Genomic DNA, 25,395 nt, shown 5'->3' on the forward strand with positions numbered 1-25,395 from the left:
AATAAAAAATAAACCTTAAATACTGCTTATTTTTAAATAAAATTAAACAATTATTTAATTTTAACACTTATTTACCAAAAAAAATACAAAGAAACACAAACGTCTAATTATCAGTAATTTAATCCCATTTACATTCCCTCTAATCTAAAATAAAATTCTTCTTCCAATTCAAATAATATCGGCTATTTAATTCGTACAAATAAAAAAAGTGGCCAAAAGCCACTTTTAAAAAACATATCTATTTCTTTTTTTTAATTCAGGTAGAACTCATACTTATTGAGCAATTGTATTTCCTTGATAAGGTCTCCGTTCAGGTCTACTGAATGCTTCATAGACTGTACTTCAATATGGGAATCATCATCAATATTTTTGATAAAGAACTTCAGTTTCTGATTTCCTTTATTCCGATCCAAAACCGTTCTGAAGAAATCCAGATCCTCATGTCTTACATCCATCACATCCATTACCAGAGAGATACTCTTGGCAAATCTTTCAAATGCTTCCTGAAGCTCGATCACATCATTTACATTCACAAAGACTCTTCCATCTTTTACCTGCGCGAATTTTATTTTAAAAATAACAAACCTCTGAACTTCAAGCTTCTCCTTCAACCTCATATAATCTCTGTCTCCCAATCTGAAAGAGTAAGAACCGGAATAGTCTTCCAGTGTCACAAAAGCTACTTTTTCACCACTTCTGAAACCATCCTGAACTCTGTATTCTGTGATAAGACCTGCAACGGTATACTCTTTTCCACCGCCTCCATTTTCTCTTTCTTTCTGAAGGGTTTTCCAGTCTTTCTTTTTTTCTTCAAACAATTCGTCCTGCTTATTAGCAAAAGCCTGTTCTTTGTAAGCGTCTACCTCATCAAGATTTAAGAATAGGAAATTTCCTTTAGGTTCTGCTTTTTTAGTAGTTTCTTCTATTACTTCTTCATCCCCAACAGATAATTCGTCAGAAACAATCTCGGCAAGATCAGTAGTTTCATCCGGCGTGTCCTGCTCCAGAACAGGCGCCTCATCTGTGGTCACTTTTTCTTCCTCTTCTTTTTCCAACACCGACTTTTTAGAAAGTCTTCCCTGCATAAACTGGAACTGATATTTAAATTCATCCAGCGGATGGGCAGAAAGGTAGAATCCAATAGTTTCCTTTTCTTTATTCAGCTTATGCATATTCGGCCACTCAGGACAAGGAGGTAGTTTTGGCTGTTCAATCTGAACCTCATCTGCAAAATCTGCAAACAGAGAAAACTCCATCTCGTTTTTACTTTCCTGAAAGCTTTGCCCATATCTGATGAGCCTTTCAAGATTAGTTCTTCCCGCCATATCAATATCAAAGTACTGACCTCTGTGGAAAGAATCAAGTTCATCAAAAGCTCCCGCAACCACTAAACTTTCCGCTACCCTTTTATTCATATGAGAAGGCAGTATTCTCTCAAAAAAGTCATAGATATTTTTGAACCTGCCATTTTCTCTTTCCTTTGTAATTGCTTCACTTGGCCCTTCTCCAATTCCCTTAATCGCTCCAAGACCAAAACGGATCTGTCCTTTTTCGTTTACAGAGAATTTGTATTGGGATTCATTCACATCAGGTCCCAAAACATCAACACCCATACTCTTACAATCTTCCATGAACATGGTAATCGAGTCTGTATTGTTAATGTTATTACTCATCACACTTGCCATATATTCTGCAGGATAGTTTGCTTTTAAATAGGCTGTTTGATAAGCAATGAAAGCATAGCACGTTGAGTGAGACTTGTTGAAGGCATATTCTGCGAAGGCTTTCCAGTCATTCCAGATTTTTTCCAGCCTTTCTTCATTAAGATTGTTCTTTCTTCCTCCTTCAATGAACTTAGGGTACATTTTATTAAGAACGTCAATCTGCTTCTTACCCATCGCCTTTCTCAGCGTATCAGCCTCACCCTTTGTAAAGTTGGCCAACTTCTGTGAAAGAAGCATTACCTGTTCCTGATAAACCGTAATTCCGTAAGTTTCTTTTAAATATTCTTCTGTTTCCGGTAAGTCATATACGATCTCTTCAACACCGTGCTTTCTATTAATAAAGTTCGGGATATATTTAATTGGCCCCGGACGGTAAAGGGCATTCATGGCAATAAGATCGGCAAAAACCGTTGGTTTAAGCTCTCTCATGTATTTTTGCATCCCGGGACTTTCATATTGGAAGATCCCAACGGTTCTTCCTTCTTTAAATAACTGATATGTTTTAGTATCATCCAACGGAATAAGATCCGGGTCAATATCCAATCCATATCTGGCTTTCACCAGTTTTAAGGCATCTTTAATGATCGTCAATGTTCTAAGTCCCAGGAAGTCCATTTTCAGAAGTCCGGCACTTTCAGCCACCGAGTTATCAAACTGTGACACTAAAATATCCGCATCTTTAGCTGCAATAGTCACCGGAACCAGATTACTTACATCTTCCGGAGTAATAATTACACCACAGGCATGAATACCGGTATTCCTGATACATCCTTCCATCTTTTTAGCACTTGCCAGTACTCCATGACGTGAATCATCGGGGCTTTCCAGAACATATCTCATTTCGTCAACGAGCATCTGTTCTTCCGGTTTCAGCTTATCATATTTTGCCAATGCTTTCGCAATGTTCATCCCTGGTGTAGAAGGGATAAGCTTAGCAATATTATTCGTATCAGGAATAGGAACATCCAATACCCTTCCGGCATCTTTAATCGCAGATTTACCCCCCAAAACAGAGTACGTAATAATCTGTGCTACCTGATTTTTACCATATTTTTCAACTACCCATTTAATGATTTTATCACGTCCCTCATCATCAAAGTCAATATCAATATCCGGCATGGAAACCCTTTCCGGATTCAAAAATCTCTCAAAAAGGAGATCATATTTAATAGGATCCACATTGGTAATTCCTGTACAATAGGCTACGGCAGAACCTGCAGCAGAACCACGACCGGGACCAACCCAAACCCCCATTTTTCTTGCTTCATTACAAAAATCCTGCACAATCAGGAAGTAACCGGGGTATCCCGTATTAGCAACAACCTCCAGCTCAAAATCTAATCGTTCTTTGATTTCGTCTGTGATTCCTGTCTCAGAATATCTTTTTTTAGCCCCTTCATATGTCAGGTGTGTCAAATAGGCCATTTCACCACGCTTTCCTCCATCAATATCATCTTCAGCATGAATAAATTCTTCAGGGATATCAAATTTTGGAAGGAGAACATCTCTTTTTAAAGTATAAGGCTTAAATTTTGCAAAAAATTCTTCATACGCTTCAAAGGCATCAGGATAAGCAAGGAAAGATGCTTTAATTTCATCAGAGCTTTTCATAAAATACTCTCCGGTAGCAAGTCCTCTTCTCTTCCCAAAACCTTTTCCGATAGGAGTTGTCAGTTTCTCTCCATCTTTAATACAGCTTACAATATCCTGAATATTGGCATCATCTTTATTGGTATAGAATGTTTCGTTCTGTGCTAAAATTTTAACACTATATTTATCTGCCAGGTACAATAAAACTTCGTTTAAGTGCTCTTCTTCCGGCAGATTATGGTTTTGAAGCTGAACATAAAAATCATCTCCAAAAGTTTCACTCCACCATTTGAAAAGCTCCTCCCCTTTCTGTTCACCGGTATTTAAGATCGCATCAGGAATATCTCCCATAATTCCGGAAGTAAGTGCAATGATTCCTTCTTTATACTCAGCAATCAATTCACGGCTGATCCTCGGAACCCCGAAATAAAATCCTTTAAGGAAACCGATACTGGAAAGTTTTGCCAGGTTTTTATACCCGTTAAAATCTTTTGCCAAAAGCACTACCTGTGTTCTCCTGTCCGGATCATCTTTGGTAAACTGCTTCTGTTCATAGCGTTCTGAAATATAAAATTCACATCCGACAACAGGAATCAATGGTTCAGAAACTGGTTCTGATTCATTAAATTCAGTTCCGTTTTCTTCTGCTTCCTGTTTTTTAGCCAGATATTCTTTATGTTTTTTGGCCCTGTCTCCATTAGCTCCTTCTACAGCAGAAACAAACTTGAAAGCCCCCATCATATTTCCAAGATCCACCATCCCGACAGCCGGGAAGTTTTCATCGGAAGCTTTTTTAATTAAGTCATTAATGCTGGTAGTAGCCGTAAGGGTAGAAAAAACACTATGATTATCAAAATTGAAATATTTTCCTAAATCAATTTCATCAATACTTCCGAAATCCTGCTGTTTCTTCTTATTGTGAAAATCTGCAACCTGCCTTCTGATAACAATATTAAAAGGCTTGATCGGATCAGGATAAAGACTCTTAAAATACGCTAACTGATCTTCTGAAATCTTTAATGTTTCAGCAGGAACCACCCCAATTCTTATCATTTCAAAGAAGGCTCTGGCTGTAGCATTTACATCGGCAGCAGCATTATGGGCCTCATCGAATTTATTCCCGTAAAGCTTCTCATAAAGCTCTTCAAGTTTCGGGGATTTGTATCTTCCTCCACGACCTCCGCCCAACTGACAGAAATCGGTTCCCAGAATCATTGTATCCGCTCTGGGCTTCTCCTGAAGATTGTCTTTTATATTTTTTCTATAAAATTCTGCTCCTACAATATTATAATCAAATTCAACATTGTGCCCGGAAACCACTCTTACTCTTTCAAGTACCTTGGAAAATTCTTCTAAGATCTCCTGCAGATCACGCCCTTCTTCATTGGCAATCTTCGTTGTAATTCCATGAATTCTTGCTGCATTAAAGGGAATATCATACCCTTCAGGCTTGATTATATAATCCTGATTTTCAATTAAATTACCATCATCATCATGCACCTGCCATGCGATCTGTACCATTCTTGGCCAGTTATCTGAATCTGAAAGCGGAGCATTGAAATTTTTTGGTAAACCTGTTGTTTCTGTGTCAAAAATTAAATACATATAATTTTCTAACTTTTTTATAAAAAAGAGAATGTAAAGTTACTTCATTTTTTCGAATTATTGGTTTCAAAAACTGGTTAAGAAGTAATTATTCTGTCCGTAAGAAATCAAAAAAGAATACCGATTTTCAACATGATCCCTCACTGTTTTTCAGTCAAGATCATTAGTTTCAAGTCATTTCATTAAAAACACTCAGTTGTTCAGCTTCATTTGAACCATTTTCTCCCTCAATTTAAATGAAAATAAAACTATTAAAAATGAAAATAATTTAACATTTTAAATCAATAAACAGTGAAAATTCAATAAATAACACCAAAATTCAAATTAAAAGCCAAAAAAAAAGGAAAACAAATACAACATTTATATATTTGAAAAACACATAAAAACATAAAAAATTAAAAAATTATGAAGAGAACCTTTATTTTGATCAGCACTTTAGTCATTTCTTTAGCAAGTGCACAAAACAACAGTGAAGCTCTGGCAAGAAAATTTGAAAACCAGAGAGTTGAAAACAGTAAAAAGTTTGATGATTACATAGCTAAACGCTATAGACAAAACAGAAATCCGGAGATTTTAAAAGAAATTGAAAAGCAAAGAATCAGTTTAGCAGGTTTTGTCGAAAACAAGCCTTATTTTTATGAAGCTTATGATCTGGATCAAATTATGAATTCCAATTCTGACTACCTGCAAGGAGGTACTATTAGTGGATTAACAGGCTCATTCAATGGAGAAGGCATTAAATTTACTATTTTTGATGGAAGTTCTATCTCAGGCACACCTGGACGTGTATTTGAAGGTCACGTATTTTTTGACAATGCTACAGACAGAATAAGCAATAAAGAAGCTACTACTGTGATATACGGAGATCACGCAACATCTGTTGCTGGTTTTATTGGTGCCAAAAATTTCCCTTTTACAGTTACACTTAATGATGGCACCACTAGAGCTGTAAATTTTAAAGGCATTGCGCCTAATTCAACGATAGATGCGTATGCATTTCTAGAAACAACACTGCCTAATGAATCAACTCCCAGCACTGTTTTTCAAAAAATAATTAAAGCTCAGCCAAAAATTTCTAATCATTCCTATGGAGGCAACCAAGGATGGATTCAAGCTGACGTTAATGGTCAACCTGCATGGGTTTGGAATGGTGCTTTTGCTAGTCCCAATACTACTGTTGACGGTCAAGGGGCATATTTTAACAATGACCGTGACTATGATCAAATTGTTTACAATAACCCTTCCTATATCATTGTCAAATCTTCCGGAAACTCTTTTGGATTAGGCCCAAGTGCCGACAGTACGCTTAAAAAATTTCACAGAGATGGAAACGGTAATTTAGTAGAGTTTACAGCAACAGATACATTACCTGCCGACAACTGTTCTCAGGGATATGACTGTATTGGTTTTGGATCTTCAGCTAAAAACATTATTGTAGTAGGGGCAACTGACAGAATTACAGCCAACGGAGGAAGGTATACATCCTCAACAGATGTTATCCATTCATTTTACAGCAGCGCAGGGCCAAGAGATGATGGTGGAATAAAACCAGACATCTCTACAGTAGGAACTTCTGTAGGCAGTGCAACTACACAAAATGGCGCAACAGGTACTCAAAGTGCTTCAATTGGCGATGGAACCTCTTTTTCCGCACCTGTGGTTACAGGTATTATTGGTCTTTGGACACAAATCAACAAACAACTCTTTAATAATACGGAACTTAATGCAGCCTCCGCAAAAACACTAATGATTCACTCTGCTTTAGAAGCAGGTAACCCTGGTCCTGATCCACATTTTGGCTGGGGATTCATTAATGCTAAAAAAGGAGCCGAAATTCTTGTTGGAAAATCTAATAACACCGTTATTTTCAGTGATGAAACATTAAATACTGGAGTAACTAATACTAAAACCGTTAAAGCTTCCGGAACTGAACCATTAAAAGTAACTATCTCCTGGATAGATCCCGAATTCACAAACTTTACCGATCAATGGACTAATGTCCATAACAACAGAACTTCAAAATTAATCAATGATTTGGATTTAAGAATCATTGATACAACAGACAACACTATCTACCTTCCATGGAGACTAGATTATAACAACCCCATGACGGCATTAAAAGGAGATAATACCGTAGATAATGTTGAACAAGTAATAGTAGATACTCCGGTAGCCGGAAGAAATTACAAGATCATTATTAATAATAAAGGAACCCTGAAAAATAATGCAGGTGCTAACGCTCCTCAAAATTACTCTATTGTTGTAACCGGATATAACGAAGTATTAACATTAGGAGCCCAAGAGTCTAAACCGGGGATTTTAAGTGGTCTTGCTGTAGCTCCTTCCGTTACAAAAGACATAATAAACATCCTTAAAGCTCCTAAAAAATCTACGTTTACAATTTACGATTTGTCTGGCAAAAAGCTGCATAACGGCACGATCAGCAGTGACAAGGAAGTAGTTGATTTATCGGATTATACAAAAGGAATTTACATCATAGAAGTAAAAACCGGAAATGACGTTATTTCTAAAAAAATAATTAAAGAATAATCATCAAATTTATATTTTTTTTGCAAAATACTAACAGTTGTTAGTATTTTGTTTTTTTTATATATATTTGCTTCCTATGGAAAATACACTTCACGAAAAAGTTTCTCAGGATATTTTACTTAAAGCGTACAATCATATGATGCTTGCTAAAGCAATGGCTGACATTTATGAAGAAAACAGAAACATCTGTAAATACGTTCACAGTACTTCAAGAGGCCACGAAGCCATACAGTTAGCAACAGCCTATCAATTAAAAAAAGAAGACTGGATTTCTCCTTATTACAGAGACGAAAGTATCCTTTTGGGAATAGGTTTTGAACCTTACCAACTCATGCTTCAATTACTGGCTAAAGCTGATGATCCTTTTTCAGGAGGTAGATCCTATTATTCTCACCCTTCAAGCAGGGATGAAAACAAACCCAAAATCATTCATCAAAGTTCTGCAACAGGAATGCAGACCATTCCTACAACCGGTGTTGCCCAGGGAATAAAATACATTCAGGACTTCAATCTCCAGCAGTTTGAAAACAACCCTGTCGTAATCTGTAGCCTTGGTGACAATTCTGTAACAGAAGGGGAAGTGAGTGAAGCATTACAATTTGCAGCACTGCACCAGCTTCCTATTATCTTCCTTGTTCAGGATAACGAATGGGGAATTTCTGTAACCAAAGATGAAGCAAGAACCTGTGATGCTTATGATTTTGTATCTGGATTTACAGGATTAAGCAGAATGAGGGTTGACGGCACTGATTTCATAGAAAGTTTTGAGGCTATGAAAAAGGCTGTAGATTTTGTAAGAACAGAAAGAAAACCTCTGGTTGTCTGTGCAAAAACAGTATTGATCGGGCATCATACTTCAGGAGTGAGAAGAGAGTTTTATAGAGATGAAGAAGATTTAACGAAACATAGAGCTAAAGATCCGGGAGAAATCCTTAGAAAACAATTACTGGAAGCAGGTGCAGATGAAGATCTTTTAAAACAGATTACCAAAAAAGCGCGTCTTGAAGCAGAAGAAGCTTTTGAAAAAGCTAAAAATGCTGAAGATCCAAAGCCTGAAACCGTAATGCAACACATATTTGCTCCTACTCCAATTACAGAGGAAACGGGCACACGTGAACCTGCCAACGGGGAAAAGATTGTCATGGTAGATGCTGCCATCCACGCAATACAGGAATTGATGTGGAAGCACCCTGAGGCTCTTCTTTATGGCCAGGATGTAGGAGAAAGAATTGGTGGAGTTTTCCGTGAAACAGTAACCCTTGGAAAAAAGTTTGGCAGCAAAAGAGTTTTCAATACAGCCATTCAGGAAGCATATATCATTGGTTCTACAACAGGAATGAGCGCTGTAGGCCTGAAACCAATTGTTGAAGTTCAGTTTGCCGATTATATTTATCCTGGGATCAACCAATTAATTACAGAAATTTCAAAATCAAGTTATTTAAGTAGCGGAAAATTCCCGGTAAGCAATATCATCCGTGTTCCTATTGGTGCTTACGGTGGTGGTGGTCCTTACCATAGTGGAAGTGTTGAAAGTATTCTGGCCAATATTAAAGGAATCAAAATAGCTTATCCAAGTAACGCAGCGGATTTCAAAGGATTGCTAAAAGCAGCTTACTATGACCCGAACCCAGTGGTAATGCTTGAGCATAAAGGATTGTACTGGAGCAAAGTTCCGGGAACTGAAGATGCCAAAACCATTGAACCTGCTGAAGATTACGTTTTACCATTCGGAAAAGGAAAAATCATCATAGAAGCTGATAAGAATGAAACAGAAAAAGGCAGAACCTTAGTTGTTGTGACTTACGGAATGGGAGTCTACTGGGCTAAAGAGGCTGTAAAGAACTTCAACGGAAAAGTGGAAGTGATTGATTTAAGAACTTTAATTCCTTTGGATGAAGAACTTGTTTTTGAAAGAGTAAAAGCTCACGGAAAATGTATCGTTCTTACGGAAGAACAGCTTAACAACTCTTTTGCAGAAGCATTTGCACACAGAATTTCTAAGAATTGCTTTAAATATCTTGATGCTCCGGTAGAAACAATGGGCTCTTTAGATACTCCGGCTGTTCCTATTAATCTGGTTCTCGAAAAAGAAATGCTTCCTAACGCTGAAAAGCTTTCCAGGAAGATCGAAGAAATGCTGCAATATTAAATTGATATAAAATAAGACCTCTAAGAAAATTAGAGGTTTTTTTATGCATTTTTTTCATTACTTTTATTTAAGATTATCAAACTCAACCTGAGAACATTATACCTAAACGAAAAACTGAAATTAGATTTATAACAGGCACTTTCCCATAAACTCTTACAAAGTTTGGTACTTATTTTGTCTGTACACGCAAAACACATTCTTCTTTATGATCACAACCAAATACGTCAACTATAAACAGGTTCTCAATCTATCCGGTGTACATCTTCTTTTAATATCAATATGGTGTACTTTGATTGCTGTTCTGTTTTATTTCTTCAACTGGCACTGGATGACCATTCCATGGGTTCCTGTCGCCCTTATTGGTACAGCAGAAGCATTCTTAGTAGGTTTCAAAAACAACCAGGCATATGACAGACTTTGGGAAGCCAGAAAAATATGGGGTGGAATTGTGAACTCAAGCCGTTCATTCGCTTCAATGGTACAGGCTTTTGATACAAAAAATGAAGAAATAGGTGTTTTTGATCTTGAAGACAGAAAAAAGAAGATCATCTACCGCCATATTGCATGGTTATATACTTTCCGTGAACAGCTTTTAGTCCCTACAGAATGGGAACATATCAGTTCTGAAAACAATAAATTCGGGAACATTAACCTGAGAAGAAACAGGCTGATTAAAGCAGGCTTTCCGGATTACGGAAGAGCTCCTATTTTCTTACACAAATATCTCTCAGAAGAAGAATATGAACTGAAAAGTGATTATAAAAATTTTGCCACTTATTTAGTTTCTCAACAGGCAAAAGATATTAATGAGCTTAAAAACATGAATGCTATCACAGATTTCAATCAAACACAGCTACAGAACTGCCTGAATGAATTCTATAACTTTCAGGGACAAGCGGAAAGAATTAAAAAATTTCCTTCCCCAAGACAGTTTGCCAGCACAGCTTTTGTTTTTAATATTCTTTTCATCACCCTTCTTCCCCTGGGACTGGTAAATGAATTTGCCAAACTGGGAGACTGGGGAATCTGGACTTCTATCCCTTTCTGTATTATCATCGGATGGATCTATATTATCATGGAACTTGTGGGCGACTATTCCGAAAACCCTTTTGCTGGATTAATGTTTGATGTTCCAATGCTTTCCATCTGCCGGACTATTGAAATCGATCTTTTACAAATGACAGGTGAAACAGATCTTCCGGATCCTATTGCTTCTAAAAACGGAGTTCTGGTTTAGTATAAGTAATTACTGACGAGTAATACTGGAAACGGTAGTCAATTTAACGGTTCTAATACCTAATTATTTCTTTATAAAGCAATTGCCGTTGTATTTTTCACTTCGGAAATCATAAATGAACTGTGTGTGCTTGCGATGTGCTGAAGCGTCGTAAGCTTTGTGAGCATAAAATTCCGATAATCTTCAATATCCCTCACTCCTATTTTAAGAATATAATCATAATCTCCACTTACATGGAAGCATTCTGTAACTTCCTGGAGATTCATCACTTCTCTTTCAAACTGCAGAACAAATTCTTTCTTGTGCTGTGTTAATTTCACATGGCACAAAACGATAAACTCCCGGTTGATCTTTTTCCTGTCCAATAATGCCACATATTTGGAAATAACACCTGCATTTTCAAGCTTTTTTATCCGCTCATAAACAGCAGTAACTGACAATCCCAGCTTACCGGCAAGCTCTTTGGTGGTTTGCTTACAGTCTTCCTGCAAAAACAGAAGCAGTTTTCTATCTGTATCATCAAGTTCCATAGATAATTTTTTGGTGAAAATTTAATATTTCCGAAGATAGCAATTATATTTTCTAAATAAACAACGTTTTCCAGTTTTATATTCTATAAATTCAAATTTATGTTGTAATAATTAGGAAAATAACGCAAATTAGGCCAGTAAAATAAAAACAATGCTTATGGAAAACTTTAACGCAGCCAACGAGATCCAGGATCTTCAGTATTTTGGCGAATTCGGAGGAGTAAATCCTTCTATTTCTGACAGCTCCACCTATACTTTCCTTTCTGCAAAGACCATGTTTGATACATTTGAAGGGAATGCTGAAGGATGTTACCTGTACTCCAGACATTCATCACCTATGAACCTTTATCTGGCACAGGCTTTAGCAAAAATGGAGAATACGGAATCTGCCAATGTTACAGCATCCGGAATGGGAGCTATTACCTCTGTTCTGATGCAGGTATGCAAAAGTGGAGACCATATCATTTCAAGCAGAACCATTTATGGAGGAACCTACGCTTTCCTTAAAAACTTTTTACCTCAATTCAATGTAGCAACCACTTTTGTAGACATCAACAATTTTGAGTCTATTGAAAATGCAATTACTGCTAACACCAAAGTAATCTACTGCGAAAGTGTAAGCAACCCGTTACTTGAAGTGGCAGATCTCAGAAAGCTTTCCGAAATCTGTAAAAAACACAATTTAAAACTGATTGTAGACAATACATTTTCACCGCTTTCCATTTCACCACAGTTATTCGGGGCAGACGTTGTAATCCATAGTTTAACGAAATTCATCAATGGAAGCAGTGATACTGTAGGGGGTGTATATTGCGGAACACAGGCATTTATTGATGATACTAAAAATGTAAACTCCGGAGCATGTATGCTGCTGGGGCCTACAATGGACAGTTTAAGAGCTTCAAGTATTCTTAAAAACCTGAGAACCCTTCATATCAGAATAAAGCAACATAGCCACAATGCCCTGTATCTTGCTGAAAGTTTTGAAAAAGATGGCTTAAAAGTATCTTATCCGGGATTACCATCTCATAAGAATCATGAACTGATGAAAAGCATGATCGATGAAGAATACGGATTCGGAGGATTACTAACCCTGGATGCAGGAACTACAGAAAAAGCGAACGAACTGATGGAAATGATGCAGACCGAAAACCTTGGGTATCTGGCAGTAAGCCTTGGTTTCTACAAGACCCTTTTCTCATGCTCAGGAAAATCAACTTCATCTGAGATTCCGGAAGAGGAACGTGCTTCGATCGGTATTTCTGACGGATTGATCAGATTCTCCATCGGTTTAGACCACGACATCAAAAGAACTTATCATAAAATGAAAGAATGCATGCTGAAAGTAGGTATTCTTAACCATGAAAACATCTTCATATCCTAAATTTTATTGTACAAAAGAAGGCTGTTTCAAATGAAACAGCCTTCTTTATTTTTTGTTGTAACTAATATCAGTTCATAAATACCAAACCTCTATTTCTTATAATAATGATGCGGAAAAGCATCCTCAGGCTTCATCCTGAAGATATTGAGCAGCACCCAGGATTTCAGGAAACCATATCCGTAAGAAAACATCTGAATATAGGTGGAGATCACCGCCATTCCGGCAATGCTGATATTTTTAGTCAGTAATAAAGCATGGAAAAAGACCAGAAATGTATACAGTCCATAGAAAGCGAGAATAATGCCTCTTTCCAACACAAAATACTCCATAAATCCCATAATATATCCCAGCATAAATAAAGTAGGAAACGCGAAAGATATTTTTACATAATTCGGATGCCTCTGATTAAGAATCGGTCTTGCACAGCCAAACTGATAGACCTGCTTGGAGAACTTTCCAAAATCTACCCTCCGCTTATGGTAAACGGCAATATCATCAAAAAATGCTGTTGTAAATCCGTTTTCCCAAAGGGTCATCGATAAATCCGGATCCTCTCCTATTCTCATTTCGGAAAAACCACCTACTTTTTCAAAAACCGCCTTTTTCACTCCCATATTAAAACTTCGGGGCTGGAATTTTGAAACTGCTTTCTTACTTCCCCTGATTCCTCCAGTGGTAAAAACAGAGGTCATAGAATATGAAATCGCTTTCTGCATCAGATTAAAGCCTTTATGGGCCTTATCCGCACCTCCGAATGCATCACAGGGAACCGTTTGAATATCTTTTTTAATATGTTCAATATAATCCTTTTCAACAATCACATCACTGTCTACAAATACCAGCCATTCATTTGTTGCTCTTTTTGCCCCGTAATTTCTTGTCAGTCCCGGACCTGAATTATCTTTTCTGAAATATTTAATATCCAGAACCTCTTCAAAATTCTTTATAGTAGGTTTCAGATCGATAATTGAACCATCATCAACGATAATAATTTCAAACTCTTTATCAGTCTGTTGGGTCAAAGAAGTCAGCAACTCGAAAAGTTCATCCTTTCGGTTATAAATAGCAACAATAATGGAAATACTAGGATTCAAATTGAAAATTTTTCAAAATTACTTATTCGTGAAGAAACCACAAACATTTTAATAGCTTCTTCTTAGAAATTAACTTTTATAGTCTTTAAATAAATACTCCCGATTTATAGTAAACACACATCACCAAAGCAATAAAAAATGCGATCACAGAACCACAGACAAAAAGCAGCCTGAAAATACTTTTGAAATAAAAAACCTCCAGTACATTCATAACAAAAAACACTAAAAACGACAGCGCTACCCCAATTAATGAAGTTACAAATAAAGTGATTCCATAGTTCTCAGCCGGCAATGGATCTTTGAATACAATAAAATAAAGAACAATAGATGCCGGGATACAAAATATGATAAAATCTGCTTTTAAATTTTTTAATCTTCTTGATTTCTTACTTTGAGGATGTTCGTCATAATTCAGACTCTTTCTGTCTGAGGATGAACCTGAACCTGAACCTGAACTTAATAAGTCCAAAACATCTAAAGCTCCGCCTAACACATCAAAAATATTCCAGGACATCAATTATTTCTTTTAAGATTTATCCTCTAATTTATGTACTTTCTTCGTTCCTTCATACATCTCATATTGCAGGAATCTCGTTTCCAACTTTCCGTTGAATAGTTTGATCTTTCTTGAAGGGCGCAATCCGATTTTCTTCACAGCCTCAAGATCAGATGAAATCAGCCATGCAAGAGTATTCGGATAATTAGTTTTAAAAGTATCTCCTATCTTTTTGTAGAAATCATCGTCATTAATCGAAATTCTCTCATCATAAGGAGGGTTGAATACCATCAATAATGGGAAAAGTTCTTTTTTAGAATCAAAGAAATTCTGCTTCTTGATCTCAATTACATCTTCCATTTCTGCAGCTTCCACATTCATTCTGGCAGCGTTCAGCATTCGTGCATCAATATCATACCCTACAATCTTCCCATCAAACTGTCTCACTCTGTTGACTCTGAATTCTTTAATTTTGGAAAACAGGTCAGCATCATAGTTTTTCCAGTTCTGGAACCCGAATCTTTTTCTGAAAATCTGAGCCGGAAGATCCATGGCAATCATCGCTGCTTCAATCAGCAATGTTCCTGAACCACACATCGGGTCAAGAAAATTTCCTTTTCCGTCCCAACCTGCAAGCTGCAGCATTCCACTAGCCAGAACCTCGTTAATTGGAGCTTCCCCCTGCTCTCTTCTGTATCCTCTCTTAAATAAAGCATCCCCGGAAGAATCCATAGAAATCATGACCAGTTCTCTATCAATATGAAGATGGAATTTAATATCCGGATTTCTGGTTTCTACATTCGGACGTCTTTTAAATTTATCCTGAAAATAATCTACAATCGCGTCCTTCATTTTTAAGGTTACAAACTGAGAATGTTTGAAGGTTTCAGAATTTACCGTTGCATCAATCGAGAAAGACTGATCAACATCCATAAATTCTGCCCAATCAAATTTGAACAGTCTGTCATAAAACTGGTGCTGATTAAAAGCTTTAAACTCATGAATCGGCACTAAAATTTTTAATGCTGTTCTTGCAGAATAATTGATCTTATAAAGAAAACCAAGATCTCCTTCACAATTCACGGCTCTGTTTTTAATTTCAACCTTTCTTCCTCCTAATTTCTTGATCTCTTCAGCAAGAATTGGCTCCAGTCCGAAGAATGTTTTAATCTGTATTGGTAGATTTTCTATGTCCATAATTTTGAATTAAAAGTTCTAAAGCACTCATATTTAAAATATTAACCGTTCAAAATACTAAGTAATTGAATTTCTCAATCTTTCTATGTTATAAAATACTTTGCTTTTAAGACCACAAATTTAGTTATTTTTGCATTATGGAATGGTTTGAATCTTGGTTTGATACCCCTTATTATCATTTATTATATAGCAACAGAGACTATACTGAAGCCGAAAACTTCATCACAAAACTTACTACGGATCTACAGCTTCCGCCTCAATCCAAGATCATTGATCTTGCCTGTGGAAAAGGAAGACACTCAGTTTTCCTCAACAAATTGGGGTATGATGTTTTAGGCCTGGATCTTTCAAGACAAAGTATTGAAGCCGATAAACAGTATGAAAATCAAACCCTGATCTTCCAGGTTCATGATATGCGAAATCCAATTGATGCAGATCCTATGGATGCTGTTTTCAATCTGTTTACAAGTTTTGGTTATTTCGACAATGAGAATGATGATAAAAAAGTTTTCCAGTCGGTATATAATGCATTAAAACCGGAAGGATATTTCGTGTTGGATTATCTGAATGAAGAATATGTAAGAAATACAATGGTGCCTGAAACAATAATTACCCGTGGGGATATTGATTTTAAAATTTTGAAAAAAATTGAAGGCCGACACATTATTAAAGACATCCGCTTTGAAACAGAAGGACAATCTTTTCATTTTTTTGAAAAAGTAAAGCTTCATACATTGGAAGCCATCCATGCTTATGCTTCGGAATGCGGTTTTGAAAGAGTAAAAATCTGGGGAGATTACCAGTTGAATGAATTTGATAAGGAAAATTCCCCGCGTTGTATCAATTTATTTAAGAAAAAATAGATTCAAATAGATTCAAGGATGATTGCTAATATTATATTTTTATTAGGGACCGTGTTTTCAATTTATTTTGGAATTAAATTCGGATATACCCATAGCCATACTCCTCCTCTTCCATTTGTCATTTCCAGCTTGCTTATCATTCTTGGAGTGCTTTTATTTTTTTTTAGAAAAATAGTTTTTAAAGAAAAAATTAATGATACGATACATCTCGTGATAATAGGTGTGAATCTAATTATTGTTTTATTTTGTCTCTTACCCACTTCTATGTAATATGACTTTTATTTTACTTATATTAAGCGTCATTACCGGAGTTTTACTTGGTAAATACTTTGGTAAAAAAGAAAAGCTGGCTAAAAACCTGCTGGTATTAAGTGCCGGTTTCCTGATTACCATCTGTCTGAACGAAGTTTTCCCTCAGGTGTATACCTCCTCAGAAGGCAGCAATCTGGGAATATTTGTCATTGCGGGAGTTCTTCTGCAAATGATCCTGGAAGCACTTACCAAAGGCTTTGAGCATGGGCATTTTCATCATCACGGTGAACACAATATTCTTCCAGTAGCATTAATGGTAGGACTATTTATCCATGCCTTTATTGAGGGAATTCCGTTAGCCAATGAAGAGCATCAACTGTCTCCTTATCTCTTAGGAATCGTATTTCATAATCTTCCAATTTCATTTATTCTGGGAGCGTTTTTATTTAACAGAAAGGGAGAATCGAAAAGTTCATCCTCTTATCCATCACTGCTGATTGTAGCTCTGTTTGCACTGGCATCACCTATGGGAATGTTATTGGGAAATTATTTTAATCCTAACCTTCAGCCTTATTTCCTTGCTATTGTAGGCGGAATCTTCCTTCACATTTCATCGGTGATTATTTTTGAAAGTAATAAGAACCATAATATTGACTGGGTTAAAATAGGACTTGTCGTATTAGGAGTTTCTCTTGCTTTATTTATGCATCTTTTCCATCATCATTAAAATTTATTTTTTAAGCATAAAAAAGCTCTGAATTTTACAATTCAGAGCTTTTATTTTTATTTCATTACACGAAACGGAAATTAGAATTTCCAGCCAACGGTAATGAAGAAATTATTTCTGTTATTTTTAACTTCACTTACTGCATAAGCATCATTTTCAAAAACAGTCACTTTGTTGCTATTATCAACAGAATAGTAAGCCGTATCAAAATTATCACTACGGAATCCTCTCATAAACGGATTACTGTACTTAGAGCTTATGTTCTGATAAGAAGCGTCAATATAGAATGATTTGAAATCATATCCGATACCGAATGAAACCAAATTTCTATCGCTCAACATAAGATTACTATAAGATTGATCTCCTACATTACCAGCACTGTCAAATCTTGGAATCGTAAGTGCATCAAGAGGATTGGATAAATAAGAATACCCTCCTCTTAATCTCAACTGCTGTACTCTATATTCTGCCCCTACTCTTACTTCTGACATATTCTTGTAATTCTCTTTAAAGAAAGAATTCAGTTCACTTTCTATCCCAGAATATACTTTATAATCAGGTTTTGTAAGACCTAGGGTATAATCTACATTCAATGAAAAGTTTTTACTGGCTACAAATGCTGCACTCACTGTTGCTTTAAGTGGAGAAGTGAATTTTCTGTTTTCAGTTCCTATACCATTTCCATACGTAGGATTATCATAGAAACTAAATTCACGGTCTATATTCCAAAACGTGGGTGTTTCAAGAGATGCTCCTAATCTGAAATTAGGGCTTAATTTTCCTATTACCCCTACTGAAGCAGAGAAACCGGAAGATCGCTCCCAATAAGGAGAATCCTGCTTATCAAAATACCTTACTGAATTATTGTCAAGTGAATTGAACGCAGCAATATCTCCCTGATCAACTGTTGCATTGAAAAAGTTCAACCCTGCCCCTATGTAGAAACTATGATTATAATTTGCCCCTACACCAAAACTCATTTTTGATAAATTACCAAATCTTGAATATTGATGGCCTCCTAATGAATAACTAGATTTGTCAGCAAAATCTGCAATCATATTATTGTTGCCCGGAGATTGCACCACATTATCAAGAGATTGGTTTGAAAAATTAACCCCGATATTAATAAACTTCCATTTAGTCTCAGTCATTAAAGGAAAGGCAATAATTCCGCCTACATTTCCTAAATCCCCTCTCGTTTTACTATAATCTATTGTTTGGTTTCCTAAAGTAGCACTGTTTTTATTACCCATAATAGATAAAGTTGCAGAAATCTCTCCTGAAATAGCCACTCCTAAACCGGCAGGGTTGGTAAGCAAAGAATTTGCATCCCCTCCTAGTGCTCCGTTAGCTCCTGCCATAGCATTAAACTTGGCAGATCCCACCATAGGAGAACTTGAATAAACATCTACAGTATTTCTTATTAATGAAACATCCTGAGCCTGCGCAAAAAATGCGGCAGAAATACCCATTAATACTAAAGATTTTTTTAACATTATTTTTTTAATAGTTTTTTATGAAGTTGAATATTATCTGAATCCGCCTGATCGGGTTCCACCACCACCAGATGAACCGCCTCTAAAGCCGCCACCGCCCGATGACCCTCCGGATCTGAAACCACCACCGGAATTATTAAATCCGCCACTGTTTCTAAAACCTCCCGAATCTCCAGATCTGAAGCCTCCATTGTTGTACCTTGGCTGTTGCTGCGGAGCAGTATTACGGAATCCGCCTGAATCTGAATTTCTGAAACCACCGGAGTTTCTGAACCCTCCATTGGAGTTTCCATTTCTAAATCCGCCAGAGTTTCCATTTCTAAATCCACCTGAACTTTCATTTCTGAATCCGCCGGAATTAGAATTTCTAAACCCATTGGAGTCTCTGAATCCATTATTGTTTCTGGCTGTATTTGTTCTGTATACAGCATTACTCATTCCTGAGCCGCTGTTACCACTTCTCATATAAATTCTGTTATGTCCGCCCCAGTAGCCACCTCCATAACCCCAATATGGGTTACCATAGTAACCACCCCAGAAAGGATCATAATATCCACCCCAGTAAGGAGAATATCCATAACCCCAATATGGGCTTCCCCATCCGAAAGAGCCTCCCCAGCCCCAACCGAATGATCCGCCCCAACCCCATGATAGGCTTGCACCCCAGCCCCAGCCACGGTTCCAGCCCCAATATGGAGAATATCCTCCATACCAGCCTCCAGGGTACCCCCAGGAGTTGTCATAGTAATTGGTTTGAGAACCTGCATACATTCCCCAGTCAGAGTTGGTAGCATTTCCCCAATTAGGATCTACATCACTCCAATCATTATATTTATTTTGCTGTTCTCTCGAATTCGCCTGTGCATTCTGGATGACATTGGAATCCTGATAGTAGTCGTAGTAGTCTCCTACTCTGTTTCCGCCACCATTAATGATAACTCCTTCCGGCAGCGTATCCTTATTAGGGTCATAATATACCCCATCCGTCTCGCTATACCCTCCCATCTGAGCACCACAAGACATAAGCAATAATCCACCTGATATTGCTAATATCCCTTTAGATTTTAGCAGACCAAGCAAATTTTTATGTATATTTCTTTTCATGATAACGTAAAAATTTTTAATTTAAATTATATTTGCAATCTGTACCAAAAATGTACCAATACTGATTAAAAAATCTATCAAAAATAGATTTTTATTTTTAGATAACAATAATGTGCAAAAGTTAAAAAAATTTTAAAAGATAATGGCAAAATTAACCTCAAGAAGCGAAGATTATAGCAAATGGTATAATGAGCTGGTTGTAAAAGCTGACTTAGCTGAAAACTCAGGAGTACGTGGATGTATGGTAATCAAACCGTATGGCTATGCAATCTGGGAAAAAATGCGTGATGAAATGGATAAAAAGTTCAAGGAAACAGGTCACGTGAATGCATACTTCCCGCTTTTTGTGCCCAAGAGCTTATTTGAGGCTGAGGAAAAAAATGCAGAAGGTTTTGCAAAAGAATGTGCAGTGGTTACTCACTACAGATTAAAAACCGATCCTAATAATCCTTCAAAACTGATTGTAGATCCGGATGCAAAACTGGAAGAAGAACTGATTGTTCGTCCTACTTCTGAAGCAATTATCTGGAATACTTATAAAAACTGGATCCAGTCTTATAGAGATCTTCCTATCCTTATCAACCAATGGGCGAACGTTGTACGTTGGGAAATGAGAACCCGTCTGTTCCTTAGAACGGCAGAATTCTTATGGCAGGAAGGACATACCGCTCACGCTACAAAAGATGAAGCTGTAGAAGAGGCTGAGAAAATGAACAAAGTATATGCAGATTTTGCAGAAAACTTTATGGCAATGCCAGTAATTCAGGGATTAAAAACACCTTCTGAAAGATTTGCAGGTGCAGATGAAACCTATTGTATTGAAGCATTAATGCAGGATGGAAAAGCTCTTCAGGCAGGAACGTCTCACTTCTTAGGTCAGAATTTTGCAAAAGCGTTTGATGTAAAATTCACCAACAAAGAAGGAAAAATAGAACACGCATGGGCTACATCTTGGGGAACATCTACCCGTTTGATGGGAGCTTTAATTATGACGCACTCTGATGATTTCGGATTGGTACTGCCTCCTACACTGGCTCCAATTCAGGTCGTGATTGTTCCGATCTTTAAAGGTGAAGAACAATTGGCCCAGATCAGTGAAGTAGCTTTAGATATTCAGGCTAAATTAAAAGCTAAGGGTATTTCTGTGAAATTTGATAACGATACTCAGAACAAACCGGGATGGAAATTCGCTGAATACGAATTGAAAGGTGTTCCGGTAAGAATTGCTATGGGACCAAGAGATCTTGAAAACAATTCTGTGGAAATAGCAAGAAGAGATAACCTGACTAAAGAAGTTCGTTCTATCGAAGGTATTGATGTTTATATTGAGGAGTTATTGAAAACGATTCAGCAGGATATCTATAACAAAGCATTTGAATTCAGAAAAAATAACATCACCAAAGTAGATACTTACGAAGAATTCAAAAAAGTTCTTGAAGAAAAAGGAGGATTTATCTATGCACACTGGGATGGTACAGCTGAAGAAGAAGAGCAGATCAAGGATGAAACGAAGGCTACGATCAGGTGTATTCCTCTGGATAATGACATCGAAGAAGGTATTTCTCTACTTTCCGGAAAACCTTCTAAGAGACGTGTGTTATTCGCAAAAGCGTATTAATAATTTTAACGATTTTAAAAAAAATCGTTAATTTTCAAAGAAATATTCAAAAAAAAATGACATTTGGACGGATTTTTGTTTAAATTTATCTCAACATTAATCAAAAAAATTTATTATTATGTCTTTAAATGTCATTGATTTAATTAAAGGACAATTAGGTCCCGCTTTGGTTTCACAGGCTGCATCACAGTTTGGAGAAAGCGAATCCGGTATTTCTAAAGCAATTGGTGGCTTATTACCTGCTGTAGTAGGTGGTTTAGCCAATAACGCAGACAATCCTGGTGTTTTGGATGCTATTACAAAAGCCTCTTCAAGTGGAATCTTAGGAAATCTATTAGGTGGATCATCTAGTAATCCTATCATCACCACTTTATTATCTTCTCTTTTTGGAGATAAGGTAGGTGGATTAGTAAATTCCATTGCCAGTTTTTCAGGAATCAGCAACAATTCTGCAGGTTCTTTGTTAAATCTGGTTACCGGGGCTACAGTAGGCACAGTAGGAAAATATGCAGCAGACAATAATTTGGGTGCTTCAGGTATTTCCAGCTTACTGAATGATCAGAAAGGCATTATTTCTTCTTTACTGCCGGCAGGTCTTTCTTTGGCTTCCTTTGGATTGGGAGCTGAAAATTGGTTCGGCCAGGCTAAGGAAACAGTTTCTTCAGTAACTTCTACTGCTAAGGACAACATCACTGAAGGTGTAGCTACAGCAAGAGAAAACGTGAGCGAAGGAGCAAGAGAAATAAGAGAACAATTTGAAAATAACAATAATAATAATCAAGGCGGAGGTTCAATCTGGAAATGGTTGCTTCCGCTTTTATTATTAATTGCAGCAGGATATTTCCTTTGGAAACAGTGTGAGAAGAAGCAAACCACAACTACAATGACTTCTACTTCAGACTCCACAGGAACATCTGTAGACACAGCTTCTGCAACAACTTCTACATCAGCTACCACAGCTACTCCTGTAGCGAAAACCGATGAAAACATCGATCTTAACGGAGTAATGCTGAAAGGATACAAAGGCGGTATGGAAGATCAAATGATTGGATTCCTTAAATCTGGAGGGTATAAAAATGCAGCAGATGATGCCGCATTAAAAGACAAATGGTACGATTTCGACCATGTAAACTTCAAAATGGGAAGTTCTACTGAATTAGAGACAGGTTCACAAGGCCAGTTGGATAATTTGGTAGCCATCCTTAAAGCTTTCCCTGATGCAAAAATCAAAATCGGTGGTTATACTGATAAAACAGGAAACGAAGCTTCTAATGTGAAATTATCTCAGGCAAGAGCTGATCACATCAAAGCTGCTTTAGCAAAAGCAGGAGTAGGTGCCCAGGTTCTTGGAGCTGAAGGTTACGGAAGTAAATTTGCTACTGTAGACGCAAAAGCTTCTGATGCAGAAAGAGCTGCTGACAGAAAAATGTCTGTAAGATTCTCTAAATAATCTTTAGAATCAATAAAAATTGAATCCCGGAAATTACTTTCCGGGATTTTTTATGTTCTTATTTTTTGTGTTTACATTTATTTAATTAAATTTGTTAGTCATTTCTAACATTTATGAATTTCAATTTAAAAAACGCCTGGCGAAAAGATAAAACATCCCACTCTTTATCAGAAGTTTATTCTTCTATTAAAGTTCCTAAAAATGCCAGTTTTTGGAGAAAGTACCTTGCTTTTGCAGGGCCGGGGCTTATGATTGCCGTAGGATATATGGATCCGGGAAACTGGGCAACAGATATTGCCGGAGGGGCCCAGTTTGGGTATACCCTACTTTCTGTCATTCTTATTTCCAATATTTTTGCAGTGGTTTTACAGCATTTATCCGTTAAGCTTGGTGTAGTAGCTGAAAGGGATTTGGCGCAGGCCTGTAGAGATCATTTCAATCCTACGACCAATTTTATTCTCTGGGTTTTCTGTGAAATAGCCATTGCTGCCTGTGATCTCGCCGAGGTCATCGGTTCAGCGATTGCCTTAAACCTGCTTTTTCATATTCCATTGACTTGGGGAATTGTGATTACAACTGTAGATGTGTTGGTCATTCTTTTACTTCAGGCCAAAGGATTCCGATGGATTGAGAGTATTGTAGGTGGGCTTATTTTCATAATCCTCACCTGTTTTGCTTATGAAATCGTTATTTCTAAACCTGCTTTTAATGAAATTCTGGGTGGATTGGTTCCTCAAAAAGAGATTATTCAGAATCCGGCCATGCTTTATATTGCTATAGGTATTTTAGGAGCCACTGTAATGCCTCACAATTTATACCTTCACAGCAGTATTGTACAGACTAGGGACTATACCCGCGATACGGAAGGAAAGAAAGAAGCCATCAAATTTGCCACTTTAGACAGCACCGTATCATTGATGCTGGCTTTCTTTATCAATGCTGCCATTCTCATTCTGGCAGCTGCTACATTTCATACTACAGGAAACCAGCATGTAGCTGACATTCATGATGCATATCAGATGTTAACCCCAATTTTAGGGGCTTCAATGGCTAGTATTGCATTTGCAATCGCGTTATTGGCCTCCGGGCAAAACTCAACACTTACCGGAACACTTGCAGGCCAAATCGTCATGGAAGGTTTTTTAAATATTAAACTAAAACCATGGTTACGAAGATTGATAACAAGACTTATTGCAGTTATTCCTGCATTGATTGTTGCTATTCTTTATGGTGAAAAAGGAACAACAGAATTATTGGTTTTAAGCCAGGTTATTCTGTCTATGCAATTAAGTTTTGCAGTGGTTCCACTGGTCATGTTTACCAATGATAAGGCTAAAATGGGGGAATTTGTGAATAAACCGTTCTTAAAGGTTTGCGTATGGATTATCTCAGCGATTATCATTGTTTTAAACCTGTATCTTTTGTATCAGACATTTACAGGAGAACAATAGCAGATATAGGAATTCCTGTTATTCAAGATTCAGAGCAGGATGATTCTAAGTTCAAGGTTTAGCTTTTAAGATTGTCGTCTGTAAATCTAAAATTAGAGTTCATTCTCTTCTTTCTCAGTTTCTTGTCTTTTATCTATTCGTCTATTATCTCACTGTCTATTTGTCTCCGGTTAAAATAGTCAATTTATCTTCTATTATTTTTCTGCCTTAATGTCCTGTTTTTTCCTTTGGCAGAGTCTTTGCGAAACATTCATGTAAATAAATATTGAATTATGGAAAATCAGGATATTAACGAAGAAAGCATCAATAATCAAGAAGATAACAATGTTCAGAATGAGGCGACGTCTCAGGAAAATGTGACAGTTACTCCTTCTGCTGAGGAACTTTTGGCAGAAGAAAAAGACCGTTACATCAGATTATATGCTGAATTCGAAAACTATAAAAAAAGGACTTCTAAGGAGAAAATGGAATTCTTCCAATATGCCAATCAGGATATGATGGTTTCTATGTTGGGCGTTTTGGATGATTTTGAAAGAGCATTAAAAGAAATCGCTAAAAACGGAAATCCGGCTGATCTTCAAGGGGTAGAGCTTATCTATCAGAAATTCAAAAATAAGCTTACTGAAAAAGGACTAAAAGCAATGGAAGTAAATGCTGGCGACAGCTTCAATGTAGACTTCCACGAAGCTATTACTCAAATTCCGGCTCCATCAGAAGAACTGAAAGGGAAAATCGTAGATGTTATTGAAACAGGATATACTTTGAGTGATAAGGTAATCCGTTTTGCAAAAGTAGTAACAGGTAACTAAAATTCATAAATGATAAATGATGAGTGATAATGGATGAATATTTCACTTATTAATTTTTAAAATATCTTT

At 36.8% G+C, this 25,395-nt stretch carries 17 protein-coding genes; 10 read left to right on the top strand and 7 right to left on the bottom strand.

The window, feature by feature from the left end:
• Positions 1-251: 251 nt before the first annotated feature.
• Entirely contained in the window at positions 252-4,919 is a 4,668-nt protein-coding gene (gene dnaE, locus WH267_RS13035) for a DNA polymerase III subunit alpha (RefSeq protein WP_115973498.1), read from the bottom strand.
• A 405-nt stretch (positions 4,920-5,324) separates the two neighbouring features.
• Between dnaE and WH267_RS13040 the strand changes: the two genes are divergently transcribed.
• From WH267_RS13040 to WH267_RS13050, 3 genes are all read left to right on the top strand, one after another.
• Positions 5,325-7,469: a S8 family peptidase gene (locus WH267_RS13040; protein WP_340008783.1), complete on the top strand. Its 2,145-nt coding sequence runs from the start codon at positions 5,325-5,327 to the stop codon at positions 7,467-7,469.
• 76 nt (positions 7,470-7,545) lie between these two features.
• Positions 7,546-9,618 carry an alpha-ketoacid dehydrogenase subunit alpha/beta gene (locus WH267_RS13045; protein WP_340008785.1) on the top strand — a complete coding sequence of 691 codons (2,073 nt, stop codon included), beginning with the start codon at positions 7,546-7,548 and terminating at the stop codon, positions 9,616-9,618.
• Positions 9,619-9,823: 205 nt separating this feature from the next.
• Positions 9,824-10,855, top strand: coding sequence for a bestrophin family protein (locus WH267_RS13050; protein WP_340008787.1), 1,032 nt, complete (start codon positions 9,824-9,826; stop codon positions 10,853-10,855).
• 71 nt (positions 10,856-10,926) lie between these two features.
• Here the strand turns inward: WH267_RS13050 and WH267_RS13055 are convergent, their stop codons facing one another.
• Positions 10,927-11,385, bottom strand: coding sequence for an Lrp/AsnC family transcriptional regulator (locus WH267_RS13055; RefSeq protein WP_340008789.1), 459 nt, complete (start codon positions 11,383-11,385; stop codon positions 10,927-10,929).
• A gap of 157 nt (positions 11,386-11,542) precedes the next feature.
• Between WH267_RS13055 and WH267_RS13060 the strand changes: the two genes are divergently transcribed.
• The gene (locus tag WH267_RS13060; RefSeq protein WP_115971671.1) at positions 11,543-12,769 is read left to right on the top strand and encodes an aminotransferase class I/II-fold pyridoxal phosphate-dependent enzyme; all 1,227 of its coding nucleotides are present in this window, start codon (positions 11,543-11,545) and stop codon (positions 12,767-12,769) included.
• An 89-nt stretch (positions 12,770-12,858) separates the two neighbouring features.
• On the opposite strand, the gene WH267_RS13065 is transcribed toward WH267_RS13060, so the two are convergent.
• From WH267_RS13065 to WH267_RS13075, 3 genes are all read right to left on the bottom strand, one after another.
• Positions 12,859-13,863 (bottom strand): glycosyltransferase, encoded by a 1,005-nt coding sequence (locus WH267_RS13065; protein ID WP_340008793.1) that lies wholly within the window; start codon positions 13,861-13,863, stop codon positions 12,859-12,861.
• 85 nt (positions 13,864-13,948) lie between these two features.
• Complete coding sequence (locus WH267_RS13070) at positions 13,949-14,377, bottom strand: branched-chain amino acid ABC transporter substrate-binding protein (RefSeq protein ID WP_340008795.1); 429 nt, start codon at positions 14,375-14,377, stop codon at positions 13,949-13,951.
• Positions 14,378-14,389: 12 nt separating this feature from the next.
• Complete coding sequence (locus tag WH267_RS13075; RefSeq protein ID WP_340008797.1) at positions 14,390-15,556, bottom strand: THUMP domain-containing class I SAM-dependent RNA methyltransferase; 1,167 nt, start codon at positions 15,554-15,556, stop codon at positions 14,390-14,392.
• A gap of 137 nt (positions 15,557-15,693) precedes the next feature.
• On the opposite strand from WH267_RS13075, the gene WH267_RS13080 reads away from it, so the two are divergent.
• Both WH267_RS13080 and WH267_RS13085 read left to right on the top strand, forming a co-directional pair.
• Positions 15,694-16,419 carry a class I SAM-dependent methyltransferase gene (locus WH267_RS13080; RefSeq protein ID WP_123319858.1) on the top strand — a complete coding sequence of 242 codons (726 nt, stop codon included), beginning with the start codon at positions 15,694-15,696 and terminating at the stop codon, positions 16,417-16,419.
• A gap of 271 nt (positions 16,420-16,690) precedes the next feature.
• A complete protein-coding gene (locus WH267_RS13085; protein ID WP_115971558.1) occupies positions 16,691-17,398 on the top strand; it encodes a ZIP family metal transporter in 708 nt (235 codons plus the stop codon).
• A gap of 80 nt (positions 17,399-17,478) precedes the next feature.
• Here WH267_RS13085 and WH267_RS13090 read toward each other — a convergent pair whose 3' ends face one another.
• On the bottom strand, positions 17,479-18,894 hold the full coding sequence (locus tag WH267_RS13090) for an OmpP1/FadL family transporter (protein WP_340008800.1): 1,416 nt from the start codon (positions 18,892-18,894) through the stop codon (positions 17,479-17,481).
• 33 nt (positions 18,895-18,927) lie between these two features.
• A complete protein-coding gene (locus tag WH267_RS13095; protein WP_340008802.1) occupies positions 18,928-19,998 on the bottom strand; it encodes a prolyl-tRNA synthetase in 1,071 nt (356 codons plus the stop codon).
• A gap of 142 nt (positions 19,999-20,140) precedes the next feature.
• Between WH267_RS13095 and proS the strand changes: the two genes are divergently transcribed.
• From proS to WH267_RS13115, 4 genes are all read left to right on the top strand, one after another.
• On the top strand, positions 20,141-21,616 hold the full coding sequence (gene proS / locus WH267_RS13100; protein ID WP_115973941.1) for a proline--tRNA ligase: 1,476 nt from the start codon (positions 20,141-20,143) through the stop codon (positions 21,614-21,616).
• A gap of 118 nt (positions 21,617-21,734) precedes the next feature.
• Positions 21,735-23,066, top strand: coding sequence for an OmpA family protein (locus WH267_RS13105; protein WP_340008804.1), 1,332 nt, complete (start codon positions 21,735-21,737; stop codon positions 23,064-23,066).
• A gap of 113 nt (positions 23,067-23,179) precedes the next feature.
• Positions 23,180-24,517 (top strand): Nramp family divalent metal transporter, encoded by a 1,338-nt coding sequence (locus WH267_RS13110; RefSeq protein WP_340008806.1) that lies wholly within the window; start codon positions 23,180-23,182, stop codon positions 24,515-24,517.
• A 272-nt stretch (positions 24,518-24,789) separates the two neighbouring features.
• Positions 24,790-25,326: a nucleotide exchange factor GrpE gene (locus WH267_RS13115; protein ID WP_115973938.1), complete on the top strand. Its 537-nt coding sequence runs from the start codon at positions 24,790-24,792 to the stop codon at positions 25,324-25,326.
• Positions 25,327-25,395: the final 69 nt, after the last annotated feature.

Source organism: Chryseobacterium sp. MYb328, from assembly GCF_037572595.1.
Classification (GTDB): Bacteria; Bacteroidota; Bacteroidia; order Flavobacteriales; family Weeksellaceae; genus Chryseobacterium; species Chryseobacterium pennae.

Bases quoted from the DNA above. Each gene is read 5' to 3' on its own strand.
- dnaE (WP_115973498.1), bottom strand. From the start codon at position 4,919: ATGTATTTAATTTTTGACACAGAAACAACAGGTTTACCAAAAAATTTC.
- WH267_RS13040 (WP_340008783.1), top strand. From the start codon at position 5,325: ATGAAGAGAACCTTTATTTTGATCAGCACTTTAGTCATTTCTTTAGCA.
- WH267_RS13045 (WP_340008785.1), top strand. From the start codon at position 7,546: ATGGAAAATACACTTCACGAAAAAGTTTCTCAGGATATTTTACTTAAA.
- WH267_RS13050 (WP_340008787.1), top strand. From the start codon at position 9,824: ATGATCACAACCAAATACGTCAACTATAAACAGGTTCTCAATCTATCC.
- WH267_RS13055 (WP_340008789.1), bottom strand. From the start codon at position 11,385: ATGGAACTTGATGATACAGATAGAAAACTGCTTCTGTTTTTGCAGGAA.
- WH267_RS13060 (WP_115971671.1), top strand. From the start codon at position 11,543: ATGGAAAACTTTAACGCAGCCAACGAGATCCAGGATCTTCAGTATTTT.
- WH267_RS13070 (WP_340008795.1), bottom strand. From the start codon at position 14,377: ATGTCCTGGAATATTTTTGATGTGTTAGGCGGAGCTTTAGATGTTTTG.
- WH267_RS13075 (WP_340008797.1), bottom strand. From the start codon at position 15,556: ATGGACATAGAAAATCTACCAATACAGATTAAAACATTCTTCGGACTG.
- WH267_RS13080 (WP_123319858.1), top strand. From the start codon at position 15,694: ATGGAATGGTTTGAATCTTGGTTTGATACCCCTTATTATCATTTATTA.
- WH267_RS13085 (WP_115971558.1), top strand. From the start codon at position 16,691: ATGACTTTTATTTTACTTATATTAAGCGTCATTACCGGAGTTTTACTT.
- WH267_RS13090 (WP_340008800.1), bottom strand. From the start codon at position 18,894: ATGTTAAAAAAATCTTTAGTATTAATGGGTATTTCTGCCGCATTTTTT.
- WH267_RS13095 (WP_340008802.1), bottom strand. From the start codon at position 19,998: ATGAAAAGAAATATACATAAAAATTTGCTTGGTCTGCTAAAATCTAAA.
- proS (WP_115973941.1), top strand. From the start codon at position 20,141: ATGGCAAAATTAACCTCAAGAAGCGAAGATTATAGCAAATGGTATAAT.
- WH267_RS13105 (WP_340008804.1), top strand. From the start codon at position 21,735: ATGTCTTTAAATGTCATTGATTTAATTAAAGGACAATTAGGTCCCGCT.
- WH267_RS13110 (WP_340008806.1), top strand. From the start codon at position 23,180: ATGAATTTCAATTTAAAAAACGCCTGGCGAAAAGATAAAACATCCCAC.
- WH267_RS13115 (WP_115973938.1), top strand. From the start codon at position 24,790: ATGGAAAATCAGGATATTAACGAAGAAAGCATCAATAATCAAGAAGAT.